Annotated in this window: 15 protein-coding genes; 12 read left to right on the top strand and 3 right to left on the bottom strand. The window is 47.5% G+C overall.

Annotation, left to right across the window (positions count from 1 at the left end):
• Position 1: 1 nt before the first annotated feature.
• The gene (locus J2Z65_RS06855; protein ID WP_167053392.1) at positions 2-1,405 is read right to left on the bottom strand and encodes a spore germination protein; all 1,404 of its coding nucleotides are present in this window, start codon (positions 1,403-1,405) and stop codon (positions 2-4) included.
• A 201-nt stretch (positions 1,406-1,606) separates the two neighbouring features.
• Here J2Z65_RS06855 and J2Z65_RS06850 point away from each other — a divergent pair, with 201 nt between their 5' ends.
• Positions 1,607-2,515 carry a DMT family transporter gene (locus tag J2Z65_RS06850; RefSeq protein WP_167053394.1) on the top strand — a complete coding sequence of 303 codons (909 nt, stop codon included), beginning with the start codon at positions 1,607-1,609 and terminating at the stop codon, positions 2,513-2,515.
• 73 nt (positions 2,516-2,588) lie between these two features.
• Here the strand turns inward: J2Z65_RS06850 and J2Z65_RS06845 are convergent, their stop codons facing one another.
• Complete coding sequence (locus J2Z65_RS06845; RefSeq protein ID WP_167053396.1) at positions 2,589-2,957, bottom strand: hypothetical protein; 369 nt, start codon at positions 2,955-2,957, stop codon at positions 2,589-2,591.
• Between the two features lie 251 nt (positions 2,958-3,208).
• Between J2Z65_RS06845 and J2Z65_RS06840 the strand changes: the two genes are divergently transcribed.
• The 10 genes from J2Z65_RS06840 to J2Z65_RS06795 all read left to right on the top strand — a co-directional run bounded on the left by J2Z65_RS06840 (position 3,209) and on the right by J2Z65_RS06795 (position 12,607).
• The gene (locus J2Z65_RS06840) at positions 3,209-3,853 is read left to right on the top strand and encodes a chromate transporter (protein WP_167053398.1); all 645 of its coding nucleotides are present in this window, start codon (positions 3,209-3,211) and stop codon (positions 3,851-3,853) included.
• Between the two features lie 16 nt (positions 3,854-3,869).
• The gene (locus tag J2Z65_RS06835) at positions 3,870-4,412 is read left to right on the top strand and encodes a chromate transporter (RefSeq protein WP_167053400.1); all 543 of its coding nucleotides are present in this window, start codon (positions 3,870-3,872) and stop codon (positions 4,410-4,412) included.
• Positions 4,413-4,636: 224 nt separating this feature from the next.
• On the top strand, positions 4,637-5,275 hold the full coding sequence (locus tag J2Z65_RS06830; protein WP_420850772.1) for a helix-turn-helix transcriptional regulator: 639 nt from the start codon (positions 4,637-4,639) through the stop codon (positions 5,273-5,275).
• Between the two features lie 27 nt (positions 5,276-5,302).
• Positions 5,303-6,094 (top strand): pyruvate, water dikinase regulatory protein, encoded by a 792-nt coding sequence (locus tag J2Z65_RS06825; protein ID WP_167054368.1) that lies wholly within the window; start codon positions 5,303-5,305, stop codon positions 6,092-6,094.
• Between the two features lie 40 nt (positions 6,095-6,134).
• Positions 6,135-7,097, top strand: coding sequence for a class II fructose-bisphosphatase (gene glpX / locus J2Z65_RS06820; RefSeq protein ID WP_167053403.1), 963 nt, complete (start codon positions 6,135-6,137; stop codon positions 7,095-7,097).
• Positions 7,098-7,234: 137 nt separating this feature from the next.
• Positions 7,235-7,906, top strand: coding sequence for a hypothetical protein (locus tag J2Z65_RS06815; protein ID WP_167053405.1), 672 nt, complete (start codon positions 7,235-7,237; stop codon positions 7,904-7,906).
• A 395-nt stretch (positions 7,907-8,301) separates the two neighbouring features.
• The gene (locus J2Z65_RS06810; protein ID WP_167053408.1) at positions 8,302-9,384 is read left to right on the top strand and encodes a Gfo/Idh/MocA family protein; all 1,083 of its coding nucleotides are present in this window, start codon (positions 8,302-8,304) and stop codon (positions 9,382-9,384) included.
• 33 nt (positions 9,385-9,417) lie between these two features.
• Positions 9,418-10,503 carry a Gfo/Idh/MocA family protein gene (locus J2Z65_RS06805; RefSeq protein ID WP_167053410.1) on the top strand — a complete coding sequence of 362 codons (1,086 nt, stop codon included), beginning with the start codon at positions 9,418-9,420 and terminating at the stop codon, positions 10,501-10,503.
• A 138-nt stretch (positions 10,504-10,641) separates the two neighbouring features.
• Positions 10,642-11,424 carry an SDR family NAD(P)-dependent oxidoreductase gene (locus tag J2Z65_RS06800; protein ID WP_167053412.1) on the top strand — a complete coding sequence of 261 codons (783 nt, stop codon included), beginning with the start codon at positions 10,642-10,644 and terminating at the stop codon, positions 11,422-11,424.
• Between the two features lie 232 nt (positions 11,425-11,656).
• Positions 11,657-12,607: an MsnO8 family LLM class oxidoreductase gene (locus J2Z65_RS06795; protein WP_167053414.1), complete on the top strand. Its 951-nt coding sequence runs from the start codon at positions 11,657-11,659 to the stop codon at positions 12,605-12,607.
• A gap of 232 nt (positions 12,608-12,839) precedes the next feature.
• Here the strand turns inward: J2Z65_RS06795 and J2Z65_RS06790 are convergent, their stop codons facing one another.
• Positions 12,840-12,983, bottom strand: coding sequence for a hypothetical protein (locus J2Z65_RS06790; protein WP_167053416.1), 144 nt, complete (start codon positions 12,981-12,983; stop codon positions 12,840-12,842).
• A gap of 387 nt (positions 12,984-13,370) precedes the next feature.
• Between J2Z65_RS06790 and J2Z65_RS06785 the strand changes: the two genes are divergently transcribed.
• The gene (locus J2Z65_RS06785; RefSeq protein ID WP_167053418.1) at positions 13,371-14,717 is read left to right on the top strand and encodes an ABC transporter substrate-binding protein; all 1,347 of its coding nucleotides are present in this window, start codon (positions 13,371-13,373) and stop codon (positions 14,715-14,717) included.
• Positions 14,718-14,828 lie beyond the last annotated feature (111 nt).

The raw sequence follows: 14,828 nt of genomic DNA, 5'->3' as shown, positions 1-14,828 counted from the left end.
CCTATTTGTCTGTTTTATTGGGGGGAGATTTATTTATTTTAGTCAAAATATGAACAGGCGCTCGAATAACCAAATCTAGCCATCGACTTGGTTGCGATGGTGCTAAAGGTGCTAAATAAGACAGGCCGAACATATGTAAACTGGAAAGTTGAACGATTAACCAGCCGAGCCCGAAAACCAGACCGAAATTTCCTAAGAGACCCGCCAATAGAATAATTCCAAATCGCATTAAGCGAATGGAAGCGCTCATGATGTAACTTGGGATGGCAAAGGAGGCAATTGCCGAAATCGCAACAGAAATAATGAGGATATTGCTTGTTACACCAGCCTGAACAGCTGCTTGACCGATGACGATTCCGCCGACGGTGCCGATGGTGGTCCCGATTTTGGTAGGTAAGCGTGCCCCTGCTTCACGAAGAAGTTCAATGGTCATTTCCATAAAAATGGCTTCTACTAACGGCGAAAAAGGTACTCTATTACGGGATTCCATTAAGTTTAGCAACAGCGATGGCGGAATCATCTCATAATGATAAGTGACTAGTGATACATAGATTGCGGTGAAGCTGAGCGTTATGAATAAGGCAATAAGTCGTAATATACGAACAGCGGAGGCGACGGCCCAAGGTTGATAATAATCGTCAGGAGACATAAAAAATTCAATAAAGGAAGTTGGGGTGCTGAAGGCAACTTGACTCCCGTCGAGCAGTCCGACAATTTTGCCGCTGGTTAGTTTATTGATGATATGATCGGGCCGCACGCTTGTTAATATTTGCGGTGCAAATGAAAACTTGCTAGGGCTTAAGTGTTGAACAAGGATATTCGTTTCAATAATGACAGGAACATTGAGTTTTTCAATCATCTCGCTCAACTGCTGTACGTGAAGCGAATCTGCAAGATCCTCCAAATAAAGGAGATTCAATGTTGTGCCTGTTTTGCTGCCAATTGTGAAGGTAAGCGCTTTGAGCGCCGGATCCTTGATACGTCTTCGGATTAAAGACAGATTTGTGCTGAGCGATTCGGTGAAGGAGTCCATAGGACCATTAATGACGCTTTCCGTCTCTGAACTTTGTATCGTTCGCGATTCAGGTGCGTATGCTTCATACAAATAGGCTCTATGATTATAAAAGATAGCAATACAGCCGTTCAGGATACCATAAACGAGTTCACTTGCTTGAAGTTTTTGTTTAAAGGAAGATTTGCACAGGATCGAAACCATATTTACATCAGGTTTATTGAGCGGGTCCAAGATATCATTTCTCAGAGCTTCTGAACTGACAAGATAGCTGAAATAAACGAGGTCGACTTGCTGAAGCGGGAGATGTTGAAATGTCAGATCCGAGCAATCGCAGAGCATCTGCCGGGTTTGCTCTAGCAGGCTGATTTCCGTTGTTGATTCTCCGATCATCCTTGTCGATCTCCTTTTCGCCTGTGACCCAGATTTCACAATATTTCCATACGTTAGTATGTAACTATTGCCATTGTCCTATGCGATTGCGGGTGAACATTCCTTCAATAACTCAAACTCATCACCCTGCCGATTCCGTCATATGTTATCATAAACAAGTGAAAGATCAGATGATGGACTTACAAAGGAGCATGATCCAACATGATACGACGTTCCCCCTACATACTCTTAGTTCTTGCCACATGTATATGGGGAGGCAATTTTGTTGCCGGTAAAGCGCTTGTTCTGCATATTCCCCCAATTACACTTGCTGCTTTGCGTTGGGGCATTGCTTTTCTTTGTTTGCTGCCGTTCTACGGCAAGCAAGCCTGGGGGCTCCGTGTTGAATTTCTGCGGAATTGGAAAATGCTCTTATTCTTGTCTGCGACCGGAGTTGCCGGATTTAACACTTTGACGTATGTCGCTGTACAATTTACGGGTTCAATCAATGCCTCGTTAATGAACTCCGCTACACCGATCATCGTGGTCATCCTAACTTGGCTAGTCATAAGAGAAAGGTTTGCATGGTCGGCGTTACCCGGTATTCTCATCTCAATGGCCGGTGTAAGTTGGATCATTAGTCGAGGGAGCTTGTCCGCTCTGCTTCATCTTTCCTTCAATAAAGGTGACCTGCTTATGCTGATAGCTGTGCTTTGTTGGGGACTATATTCCGTTGGGATGAAAAAAGTAGGGGGCCGGATTCCTTCAAGCCCTTTGCTGCTCGCACAGGTTGCCATCGCCTTGGTCATGCTGATTCCGCTTTCGCTCATCGAATGGGCAGTCAAATCCCCGCAGATTGCTTGGAATTCGGGCTTGGTCTCCGGACTTATTTATATCGGATTGTTTGCTTCGATCGTTGCTTTTCTAAGCTGGAATCGCGCGATTGAATTAGTCGGTCCACAGCGTTGTGCTGGATTTTTGAATTTCATCCCGATGTTCAGCGCGATTTTTGCAACGGCTTTTACAGGTGAGTCGTTGAAGCTATACCATCTCTTAGGAGCAGTATGCATTGTGGCAGGGGTGTATTTAACGAATTATGCGATGAAAAAGCGGCAGACGAGGGCTGCATGAAAAGGGGCTGTCCCAAGGTAAATCAACCTTGAGGGCAGCCTCTTTTCTTGTTTATCTTTTATTAAAGTACTTCTTATTCGTCGAACTCCTCTAAATGCCCATGGTTGCGACGTATTAAGTCTATCGCACCAGCATAATCGGCATCAGCGACCTTGGCTGAAAGCACATAATGAAGCGCATGGACATCTCCGTCATTAACATCATCGGAAGACACTGGCGCTGCTGTCGGCAGGACATCAACGAATCCAAACTTGTTGTTCATGTTGGCTTCACTTATAAGGCCGCCTCCTTCCATAAAGGGAAGCAGAAGACGTCCGCTTCCTCCGTAACCTTCAGACAATCTTCCAACTTCGAGCATTTCCGGATCATACTTCAGCAGCAGCACCCTAGCGTCCTCGGCTTGATTTTCTGTGTGAAAATACGCCTGAATCATTCGGCTCATCACGTCATCATTCCTTTCATCCATGTTTGATTGTTAGGTATTCTTATGGCTTGCTTACCCCTATGTAAATAACTTCCAACCTTTATTCCAAAATAAATTAAACTTACATCTTTAATCGGGATGATCGGGATTGGAAATACGGTTATATCCTGCATTATAAGGGGGATTAACAGAAAGGATTAGTAAAAATGATTGGACATTCTTCTCTCTTTAGTTCAAAATAGAATTAAGTGCAGGGGAGGTCAACCAACATGCCGATAAATAACTATCGTAAATTAATGAGCATTTTTTGGACGTTCCTGCGGATCAGCCCACTTACTTTTGGCGGCGGTTATGCCATGCTGCCTGCTATACACAGAGAAGTGGTTGAAACGAACAAATGGATGTCCGACGATGAAATGACGGAATTGCTTGCCATTTCCGGAGCTGCTCCGGGCGGCGTAGGTGTGAACGTATCAGCCTTAGTCGGTTACCATTTGGCAGGAATTCGAGGAGCCGTAGCAGCCGTCATCGGCATTACGCTTCCTACCTTTTTGATTGTCATGGTCCTTAGTATGGTTTACGCTTTTCTTCAAAATTATCCGAAGATGCAAGCCATTATGGAGGGCATCCACGCCGCTATCGTTGGACTCATTGCAGCTGCCGCATACAAAATGGCGAAGTCGTCCATTTTCGATAAAATGACGCTGTTTGCTGCTGTGGTCACCGTGCTAGTCCTGCTCTTCCTTCCGATTTCGCCAATTTTAATGATTGTCTTCGGTTTTGTGATTGGAATTGCGGTCGTGTTCCTGAAACAAAAATGGGGAATGAAAGATCCGTTCGCGAGCAAAGAAACGTCTTCGCAAGCGCCAATAACCAATCGAGCCGCGGATTATTTCATAGCAGACGGCATATGAGGGAAGGTGAAGAAGCTTGCTGCTAGACTTATTTCTTACTTTCTTTAAAATTGGATTTATCTCCTTTGGCGGCGGCTACGCGATGATGCCGATCATCCAGCACGAGGTAAGCCGGAACCAATGGCTTTCAGCGGAAGATTTTAATCAAGTCGTTTCCTTGGCTGGGACAGGACCCGGACCGATCGCTACGAATTGTGCGACGTTGATCGGGTTTGAGACGGCGGGCATACCGGGAGCCATTATGGCGACGCTCGGGATGGTGCTTCCGTCCTTGTTATTAATTATTTTGTTGGCGGCGTTTTTGTATAAATGGCATAACAACAAATGGTTCAAGTCGTCTTTTTATGGATTAAAGCCCGTGGTAACCGGCCTGATTTTTTTTGCGGCCATTCATTTCGGTATGGCGGGCTGGGGCGAGGCAAAGCTCCCGGTCACTTGGCAGCAGATTGCGACGATATTAATCACCGTCGGCGCTTTCGTGGGTATTGTTAAGTACAAGCTGCATCCTTTTATTATTATTGTTGGCGCGGGCATTATGGGGATTGTATTTTTTCAATAAGCAGTACTGAAGAAAGCGAATAAAGCTCTCTTTCATTTCTTAGCGGAAGTGGATAGGGGGCTTTTTGATTTGCCTAAGGTTAATCGATCCATTTTTTTAGTTGATAAAATTTTATTTTATGTGCTATAAACAATATTATTTTACTTTATTATGCTATATAATATACAATATATAAAAAATAGAACACACTATATAGGTGGTTTTGAATCGTTTAGGAGGGAAATATCATCGAGCTTACTACCCGCCAGTTGGAAATTATTGATCTAGTGGGCAAACATGCCCCGATTACGGGGGAACGTATCGCTGAGCTTTTAGGCATCAGCCGTCCAACGATCCGTTCGGATTTAGCCGTTTTGGTGATGCTTCAGCATATCGATGCCAAACCCAAAGTCGGTTATTTTCTCGGAAAGGCTGCGCTTGAGGTAAACTCACCATTCAAGCATATCGAAGCGCTGAAAGTTAAAGATGTCATGGGCATTCCCGTTGTGTTAAGGGAAACCGTTACAGTCAGCGATGCCGTTGTGACACTTTTTCTCGAAAATGTAGGCAGTTTAATGATTGTAAATCAAGTGGGGGCCTTAGTCGGTATTGTTTCAAGAAAGGATTTACTTAAGGTTACGCTGGGTCAATCCACGGCAAATTCAATGCCCGTTTCACTAGTCATGACTAGGCATCCGAACATTGTTACGGTGAAGCCTGACGATAGCGTGCTAGAGGCAGCTCGGAAAATGATTCATCATCAAGTCGACGGACTGCCTGTCGTTAAGCCCGCAGCGCCTGATCTGGACCATGATGAAGTAGTTGGCCGAATTACGAAAACGACGATGACCAAATTGCTGCTCGAAGTAGCGCTGGGGACTTAATCAGGAGGAGTGCAAGTGGGAGAGAAGATGCATACGATTTTCGTTTGTTCGGATTCTGTGGGGGAAACGGCGAATACCGTCGTACAAGCAACAATCCGTCAATTTAATGCCAGCCAAGTGCAGGTTAAACGCTTCGGGTCGATCCGAACGGAAGATGAAGTGCGTTCCTTAGTGGAAGAAGCATCCAAAGTAAATGGTTTTATTGCTTACACGCTTGTGCTGCCTGAACTTAGGGAGATGATGCGGCAGGAAGCGATCCGGCTCAGCGTCAATGCCATTGATATTATGGGGCCAATGATGCAGGCTTTCATTGATACGTTCAAAGATTCGCCGAAGCGGAAAGTGGGTCTGCTCTACCAATTGGATGAGCAATACTATCAGCGCGTAGAGGCGGTTGAGTTCACGGTAAATAGTGACGATGGTAAAGATCCCAGTGCGATGAGTCACGCCCATATTGTTTTGTTGGGGCCTTCCCGGACTTCCAAAACACCGCTCAGCATCTATTTGGCGCATAAAGGAAATAAGGTGGCCAATTACCCGCTTGTTCCCGAGGTGAAGCCGCCTGCCATTATATATGAATTAGATCCAAAGAAGCTAATCGGTTTAACGATGAATCCTGATCATCTAGTGCGCATTCGTACCGAACGTTTGAAAGCAGTCGGGCTTCCCTTTGGTGCCAAATATGCGACAGGGGAACGGGTGAAAGAAGAGCTGGCTTTTGCGATGAAATTGTATCGTGAGCTTGGCTGTCAAGTTATCGATGTCAGTGAGAAAGCAATTGAGGAAACAGCAGGGCTCATATTGGCCGATAGAACTTGAATACTCAAAACAACTCCAAATAGAAAGGGTGAATGGATGTATGCAAAGAGATTTGTCACTGGAAATTGTCCGAGTTACAGAATATGCTGCTTTAGCGTCCGCACGGTGGACTGGAAAAGGGAATAAACATAGCGCTGATGAAGCGGCAACTTCTGCTATGCGTTCTATTTTTAGCTCCATTCCTTTTCGTGGAACTGTTGTGATAGGAGAAGGGGAGATGGATGAAGCCCCGATGCTCTACATTGGCGAGTCTGTTGGCAGCGGCGCGGGTCCGGAATTTGATGTAGCAGTAGATCCGCTCGAGGGAACAGATATTGTCGCTAGCGGCAGAAACAATGCGCTTTCCGTGGTTGCCATTGCTGAGAAAGGGAATCTGCTGCATGCTCCGGATATGTATATGGAGAAGCTGGCAGTAGGTCCTCGTTTAGCCGGTCATCTCCGGTTAGAGGATCCGCTTGAAGTTACAGTGCGCAAAGCGGCGGAACTGCTGCAAAAAGACATAACAGAGCTAACCGTGTCCATTTTGGATCGAAAACGGCATGCCGACAAAATACTGGTTCTGCGCACACTAGGCGTCAAAATTCATTTGCTCAGTGATGGCGATGTGGCGGGCGCCATGGCGACAGCGTTTCCCGAGACGGGCGTTGATCTGCATGTGGGTTCGGGGGGAGCGCCGGAAGGCGTGCTCGCTGCTGCTGCACTGCGCTGCATGGGCGGCGAATTTCAAGGACGGCTGCTGCCGGACAATGATGAAGAGATTGCACGCTGCATGGCAATGGGGATTGCAGATCCATCAAAAGTGCTTGCCATGCGCGATCTTATCGGAGAATCCGATATTTACTTCGCAGCTACAGGAGTGACCTCAGGCGATTTCCTGAGCGGCGTGAAGTACCAGTTCGGTGGTCGTGCGGAGACTCATTCGGTCGTGATGAGAGCCGAAACGCAGACAGTGCGTTTCATCCATTGTGTCCATCAGACGCAGGTGTATCAAGGGAGTGCCTAAAGCGTAAATAAGACCATGTACCTCAGCTTTGTTGAGATGCATGGTCTTTTGTTGTTCCGATCCGGTTGAATTGTTCATGGGTCAAGTCCACTTACGCATATACTTTAGTTGAAAATGATGCGAAAAGAGGGATGACCATGAGTTTGACCCCGATTGATTTCCTTTCCGTCGTCCGAAGCTGTATCCCGAAAGAAGCAGAGATTGTACAGCTGCAACAGCAAGGGAATCCCGCGGCGATCTTGTATGCTGACGTAGATGGTGATGGCTCTCCCGAAATCACGGCAATGTATAGATTTTTAGACAACCAGTACCTGTTTTCACTCAAGGATTATTCTGGTAACTGGTTTCCTATCGCATCCGCTGCCACGGGAGGAATTAGGGAAGTGACAGATTTTGTCGCAGCGCCTGTTTCGCGCAGAGAGGGTTGGGATGTCATCGTAGGCTGGCTGCAGGAGGGGACTCGCTCTGAGCTCGACATTATCCAGTGGACGGCAAGCGGTTTCCAACGGATGATTCCTCCCGGAACGACGTATAACCATTTGGAAATTGAGGATATGCCAACCCGGGACGGGAGAGATGGACTATGTGAACTTGCACTTTGGGTGCAGGAGCACGATAAAGCCTATCAAGTGCAAACGTATCGTTGGGATCCTTACAGGCTTGTACCGACGCAAGATGTTCATCCTTACTATTTTCAACGGGTCACTCGCTACTATGAGGACTTGGTACGTGATCACCCGGAGCACCAAGCTTATCGGAGCCTATTGGAGGATGCGCAGAAAAAAACAGGCGGCGACGGGAGCGTGTAAGCAAGCAGATCGTGAAGGAACTGCCTGAGTGAGGCTGCCATCAAGTAGATAAATCTAGTTGATGGTAGTCTTATTTGTTTAGGGTTTAAGCAATAGATTAGGGGCTTCTCCGTGCTCTTTCTAGACAAGCCGTGAAGCTGGGGGGCCAATGAAGCAAGTAATTCGGCGCCTTGAGTGGCTGTTTCCTTGGAGGAAATTAGACAAAATCCAAGGATGTCCAATCAAGCCTATGTGCAGCTCAATCGTGTGCCATAAGTTAGGCTGTGCAAAGAGTATTTTTGTCATGTCGCAATTTCTTAATCTATTTGTCCTAATGTTAGACTAAAAATCCGATTATTCCTATGCTACATTTAAGTAGGATGTCTTAATATTACATGTAGCGATGAGGTAATGGGATGAGTAAAACATTGAAAATCGGCATTATTGGCGGCGGCGGTATTGCTGGCGCTCATGTTAAAGCCTACCGAGAGCTGGAGGATGTAGAGATTGTAGCGGTCGCAGATGCTGTACCTGGCAAAGCGGCGCAATTTATTGATTTTTGGCAGCTTTCATCAGCGCAAGCTTTTGATGATTACCGGCAACTGCTGGAGTTGGACCTTGACGGAGTAAGTATTTGCACGCCGAATGTGGCTCATCACCGTACGACGGTAGACGCTTTGCTGGCAGGCAAGCACGTAATGCTTGAAAAGCCGATGTCCGTTACATTGGAAGAAGCCCTAGAAATGGCACAAACGTCGAAGAAGACAGGCTTTATGCTGAATGTAGGCTTCCAACCGAGATATGATCCTAACATGAAAGTCATTCAAGATGTGGTTCAATCCGGTCAGTTAGGCAAGGTGTACTACGTAGAGACCGGCGGCGGAAGACGAAGAGGCATGCCTGGCGGTACATTCATCTCCAAAGAAATCGCCGGTGCCGGCGCGATGGCTGATATTGGCTGTTACTCGCTCGATATGGCGCTAAACGCAATGGGTTATCCGAAACCGCTTACCGTATCCGCCTACAGTTCTAACTTTTTTGGGACGAACCCTTTATATCATAAAGAAGCAGCGCGCTTCGATGTGGAGGATTTCGGTGTTGCGATGATCCGATTTGAAGACGATCTCGTGCTGAATTTTAAAATCTCATGGGCCATGCATATGGACACATTAGGACCGACCTTGTTCCTCGGAACAGATGGCGGACTTAAAGTGACGCCTGCCGGTAAAGGGCCATGGAGCGGCGTTTTTGACGGATCTGTAGGATCCATTACGTACTTCCATGATGTCCTGGGACATCATACCGAAAGTCAAATTCCGATCGTAGAGCACAAAAAGAATCTGTTTCATGAAAAAGTCCGCGATTTCGTTGAAGCGGTTCGCGACGGCAAGCCAGCGCCGATTCCAGGTGAGCAGATTGTCCGGAATCAAGCGATTATTGACGGTATAATCCGTTCCTCTCTCCAGAAACGCGAAGTCACCATTGAACTTCCTAATTAACTATAAAATTTAACCTACTTTGGAGGTAATCTTATGTCACGTATTTTCCGTATTGGTATCATTGGTTGCGGTGGAATTGCAAACGGGAAGCATTTACCGAGCTTGAGCAAGCTGAAAAATGTTGAAATTGTCGCATTCTGTGACATCGTTAGCGAGCGCGCGGAAAAGGCGGCGGACAAATACGGCGCAGAAGGCGCTACAGTCTATGAAGATTACAAAGAACTATTAACAGATGCGACGATAGATATCGTACATGTTCTTACACCAAATGATTCGCATGCTGAAATTGCAATTGCGGCGCTGGAGGCAGGCAAGCATGTTATGTGCGAGAAGCCGATGGCGAAAACAGCGGCAGATGCCAAGCGTATGGCTGAAACAGCCAAACGCACGGGCAAGAAGCTTACAATTGGCTACAACAACCGTTTCCGTGCGGATAGCCAGCATTTGAAGCGTGTTTGTGAGCAAGGGGAGCTTGGCGACATTTATTTTGCAAAAGCGCATGCGATTCGCCGACGTGCCGTTCCGACATGGGGCGTATTCTTGGATGAAGAAAAGCAAGGAGGAGGCCCGTTAATTGATATCGGGACACATGCTCTGGACTTAACGCTTTGGATGATGGATAACTATAAGCCGAAAGTTGTGTTGGGAACGTCCTACCACGAATTATCCCAAAAGGAGAATGCCGCCAACGCATGGGGTCCGTGGGATCCGAGCAAGTTCACGGTGGAAGATTCCGCTTTCGGGATGATCGTAATGGAAAACGGAGCGACGATCATGCTGGAATCCAGCTGGGCGTTGAATACGCTTGAAGTCGACGAAGCCAAGTGCTCGCTGAGCGGAACGGAAGGCGGCGCAGACATGAAAGGCGGACTTCGCATCAATGGCGAGAAACACAGCCGTTTGTATACAACCGAAGTGGATCTGAAAGCCGGCGGAGTTGCTTTCTATGATGGAGCCAAAGAAAGCGATGCGGATCTGGAAATGCGCACGTGGATCAAGGCGATTGAAACGGATTCGGAGCCTGTCGTAACGCCTGAGCAAGCATACGTCGTTTCGCAAATTCTAGAAGCTATTTATGAATCGGCGCGTACGGGGAAAGCCGTTTATTTGAATGCTTAACATGAAGAAGGAGAGGCCTCGTGCCTCTCTTTTTTTTGCAACGGGCATACACAATCATTTGTAAAAATCCCTGCAAAAGGAGTATGCTAGATTAATATGCATGAACTACTCTGGTGTCAATGAAAGGATGATGAAGCAATGGATTTGGGATTGCAGGGGAAGGTCGCCTTAATTACAGGCGGGAGTAAAGGGATTGGTTTGGCGACAGCAATAACGTTATCCCGCGAGGGAGCAAAGGTTGCCATTTGTGCGCGTAATGAGGAGCAGCTCCAGGAAGCTGCCAAACATATTGCGAGTTTAACCGATAGCAACGTGCTAACGATTCAGGCGGATGTCACGTCTGAGGAAGATTGTAAACGCGCCGTTGAGCAAACGGTTGAAGCATTCGGGGGCATCGATATTTTGGTGAATAATGCCGGGACTTCCGCAGCGAAGCCTTTTGAACAGGTGGCTACAGAGGTGTGGCGGCACGATCTTGAGCTGAAACTGTTTGGGGCGATTCATTGCTCCCGCTTTGCGATTCCTTATATGTGTCAAGCCGGAGGCGGCTCCATTGTGAATATAACAACGTCCGCTGCCAAAACGCCGCCGGCTTCCTCCTTGCCCACAAGTGTAAGCCGTGCGGCAGGACTTGCCTTAACCAATGCGATGAGCAAGGATCTTGCCGGGGATGGCATTCGTGTCAACACGGTTTGTATCGGAAAGATTCGCAGCGATCAGCTGGAGAAAGGCTGGCAGCGGGAAGCTCCCGAGCTGACTTGGGACGAGTACGCGCGAGATGCAAGGCATGACATTCCGCTTGGCCGTATCGGCGATGCGGAAGAAGCAGCGAACGTCATTACATTCCTTTCGTCTAAAGCGGCTTCTTATGTGACGGGAACGTCCGTCAATGTTGATGGCGGCAAGGGCGAAGCCTTGTAAGCTAATTCATCATAAGGTAAGGGAAACGCGATATTACGTTCTGAATGCAGGCGCTGAGCGGCCGGTTTAAGATTTGGAAGCCTGAATAAAAAGCAAGCCCTGCCTCTTCCGGATGCGGAATTGGCGGGGCTTCTTTGTGCGAAGAAGGCGGTAAATCGTTAGCGTCAATTGGCGTAACACACTCTTCATGTGCATAATGAGAAAGTGATGAGGAATAGGGAGGAACATTCGAGTGAAGCTAAGTGTGTTAGATCTTGTGCCCGTCATCGCTCCGGCAGATGTAGGCACAGCCTATGAGCAAGCTGTCAAGTTGGCTGGACAGGCTGAAAAATGGGGCTATTCGCGTTATTGGGTCGCGGAGCATCACGATATGCCCTCGCTGGCTTGTACGTCGCCCGAGGTTCTTTTGGCGCATATCGGCGCGCGGACTGATCGTATCCGCATCGGCTCAGGAGCGCTGCTGCTGCCGCATTACAAGCCTATGAAGGTGGCTGAAAATTTTCATATGCTGGCTTCCTTGTATCCTGGCAGGATCGATCTTGGCATCGGGCGGGCGCCCGGCGGATCGGCCAATGCCGCTATTGCGCTTAGCGGCAACTTCCTGGAGAACGTTCGTCAGCTGCCTGAAACGTTAAAGTCGTTAATGGCCTTGCTGGAAGGCCGGTTTGCATGTGAAGGGCAGCCGGTAGCGGCAAGGCCGGTGCCATCGATTCCGCCAGACGTGTGGATGCTTGGCACGAACAGCAAAAGCGCTGCATTCGCTGCAGAGCATGGAACCGGCTATGTATTTGGGCAGTTTATGAGCGATAGCGATGCTTTGGAAGTTGTGAGCGGGTATCGGGAGAAATTCGTGCCGTCCGTTCAAAGCGAGCGCCCCCGTGTCATCATCGCGATCGGTGTAGTTTGTGCCGATTCGGAGGAGGAGGCGCGGGCTTTAGCTGTTGGAATGCCTTGGTTGCAGTCGGCAGGATACGGGGAGGGTGGCGCTAGCGCTGGAACTGGCGTTGAGGGTCAGACTCTAGCCCAGCGCAGAATGTTCCTGGGCACTGCGGCTAGCGTACGGGAACAATTGGAGCGGCTGGCACAGCGATGCGGCGTCGAAGAATTTTTGGTTGTTACGCCGATTGCTGATTACGATAAGCGGCTGCGTTCCTATGAATTGTTAAGTTCGATTATTTGTTGATTTTACTTTTCGTGCAACCGAATGCGCTTTGACGGCGCAATGTCCCTTCTTGGAGACTCGTGAGCGCACAGTCGAATGCAATTTGTACGCCACCCAACCCTTTCCGCGCAATGTTTCTTCACATCTAAAGGGAACTGTAATCCGCTATTTTTGCGAATTCAGCCAATTTGAGTACCGAATGGGAACGACAGGGCCGTATCTGCCCGTCAGACCCTATTTTTGGCCAAAAATGTCAAACTAGCGGTCCATAGTTCACATTCGCGTGCCAACACGCAGCGTATTGGCAAAATATAGCTCTGTAGTTCCCTTTGTCCTCGCCGCCAGAATCTCGCTCACGCATTCCCGCGCCAAGCCCGCCGCCCGAATAGACTAGCAAAAAGGCTGCATCCTTCAGTTGATATTCTACTAAGGAGCAGCCTTTGTTACTTATTTAGTTGCGATACATATAAGTCATGTTACGCGCGGCGTTTTTTACGTAAATACCAGACTAACATGGTAATGGCATCCCGGATTGAAGCGGTTTGGTAATACCTGAGTGTCATTGTCATAAGCAAGAAACCTCCCTAACCCTGAAAGTATGTCATGCATAAACAGTACTACGTAAAAAGTATTGGGATGGTTTTATTTTTTTTTAATAATCTTTTAACACTGTTTTTTAAACAAATACCTCTACTTTCTGGATTAAACTTTCCGCCATAAAGATGGATAATAAACATGTAAGCGTTATCCAAATATGAACGGCTCATTTAGGGGAGGAATAGAGATGAAAAAAGTATTCACTTTAGCTCTGTCGCTATCCATCATGTTTACTGCGGCAGCATGTTCATCAAGCACGAATACGCCAGCAGCACCTGCGGCCAGCGCGGAACCATCCAAAGCAGCAGCGGCTACTACAGCACCTAGTAAAGATCCAGTTAAACTTCGCGTTGCATGGTGGGGCGGACAAGCGCGTCACGATTACACGCTCAAAGTCATCGAGATGTACGAGAAACAGAACCCGAATGTAAAGATCGAAGCGGAATACGCGCCATTTGATGACTATTGGAAAAAGCTTGCTCCACAAGCCTCAGCCAACCAGCTGCCGGACGTTATTCAAATGGATATCTCTTACTTGACGCAATACGGCGGAAAAAATCAACTGGCTGATCTGACGCCTTACACCAAAAACGGGCTTATAGATGTTTCCTCCATATCTCCGAACAACATCTCCGGTGGTGAGGTTGGCGGCAAGTTAGTTGCTATGAATTTAGGTGTGAATGCGTTGGCGACGACCGTTGACGTGAATACTTTTAAAAGCTTAGGCATTAACATGCCTACAAAAGATTGGACTTGGGATGACTATGATGCGGTTGCGGCGAAAGCAAAAGCAGGCGGCAAACAAATCGGCGGTTTTGCACTCCACCATGAGGTCTTCTTCCCGTACTATCTTCGCTCCGTCGATCAAAAAATGTATAACGCAGACGGAACAGCGCTAGGCTACAACGATGATAAACCTTTCATTGATTACTTCAAGCGATATCAAAAATGGTACGATGCCGGCAATATCCTTTCCCTTGATAAAGAGTCACAGAAGAAAGGGGTAGCCGAGGAAGATGAAATTTTGCTGAACAATGCAGTGACCGGCAATGGATGGTCCAACCAATTTTTGGCTGTAGCCAACTTGGTCAAAGACCGCCCGCTTGAATTGCTTCCACTGCCTGGACGCAATGGCAATAAAGGCCTTTTCTTGAAACCAAGTATGTACTTCTCTATTGCCAACAGCTCCAAGCAAAAAGAAGAAGCAGCGAAGTTCATTTCCTTCTTCGTTAACGATGTTGAAGCGAACAAATTGATTAAAGGCGATCGCGGTGTGCCGGTTTCCTCCAAAGTGAAGGATGCTCTGAAACCGCTGCTGTCACCAAACGAAGTGAAAATTTTTGATTATGTTGCTTGGGCAGAACAAAACAGCTCCCAAATGGATCCTCCGAATCCGGTTGGTTCCATCGAGGTCGAGAAACTGCTTAAAGCAGCAAGTGAACAAATCTTGTATAAGAAAACAAGCATTGAAGAGGCTGCGGCGAAATTCCGTAAGGATGCTAACGCTGTTTTAGAGAAAAATAAAGCGAAGTAAATCTTCGCCAAAGCAAAAGACCGGACTCCGCTTGAACAGGGGGAACCGGTCTTTTTTCCCCTTGACAGGTTAAACGTTTCAAATTAAGCTATAAGTGTATGTTAAACGTTT

The organism is Paenibacillus aceris (assembly GCF_017874035.1).
Taxonomy (GTDB): Bacteria; Bacillota; Bacilli; order Paenibacillales; family NBRC-103111; genus Paenibacillus_E; species Paenibacillus_E aceris.
This window is presented reverse-complemented; position numbering and strand designations above follow the sequence as displayed.

Coding starts and splice junctions, on each gene's coding strand:
- J2Z65_RS06845 (WP_167053396.1), bottom strand. CDS start 2,957: ATGAGCCGAATGATTCAGGCGTATTTTCACACAGAAAATCAAGCCGAG.
- J2Z65_RS06810 (WP_167053408.1), top strand. CDS start 8,302: ATGAGTAAAACATTGAAAATCGGCATTATTGGCGGCGGCGGTATTGCT.
- J2Z65_RS06805 (WP_167053410.1), top strand. CDS start 9,418: ATGTCACGTATTTTCCGTATTGGTATCATTGGTTGCGGTGGAATTGCA.
- J2Z65_RS06785 (WP_167053418.1), top strand. CDS start 13,371: ATGAAAAAAGTATTCACTTTAGCTCTGTCGCTATCCATCATGTTTACT.
- J2Z65_RS06850 (WP_167053394.1), top strand. CDS start 1,607: ATGATACGACGTTCCCCCTACATACTCTTAGTTCTTGCCACATGTATA.
- J2Z65_RS06800 (WP_167053412.1), top strand. CDS start 10,642: ATGGATTTGGGATTGCAGGGGAAGGTCGCCTTAATTACAGGCGGGAGT.
- glpX (WP_167053403.1), top strand. CDS start 6,135: ATGCAAAGAGATTTGTCACTGGAAATTGTCCGAGTTACAGAATATGCT.
- J2Z65_RS06815 (WP_167053405.1), top strand. CDS start 7,235: ATGAGTTTGACCCCGATTGATTTCCTTTCCGTCGTCCGAAGCTGTATC.
- J2Z65_RS06855 (WP_167053392.1), bottom strand. CDS start 1,405: ATGATCGGAGAATCAACAACGGAAATCAGCCTGCTAGAGCAAACCCGG.
- J2Z65_RS06825 (WP_167054368.1), top strand. CDS start 5,303: ATGCATACGATTTTCGTTTGTTCGGATTCTGTGGGGGAAACGGCGAAT.
- J2Z65_RS06840 (WP_167053398.1), top strand. CDS start 3,209: ATGCCGATAAATAACTATCGTAAATTAATGAGCATTTTTTGGACGTTC.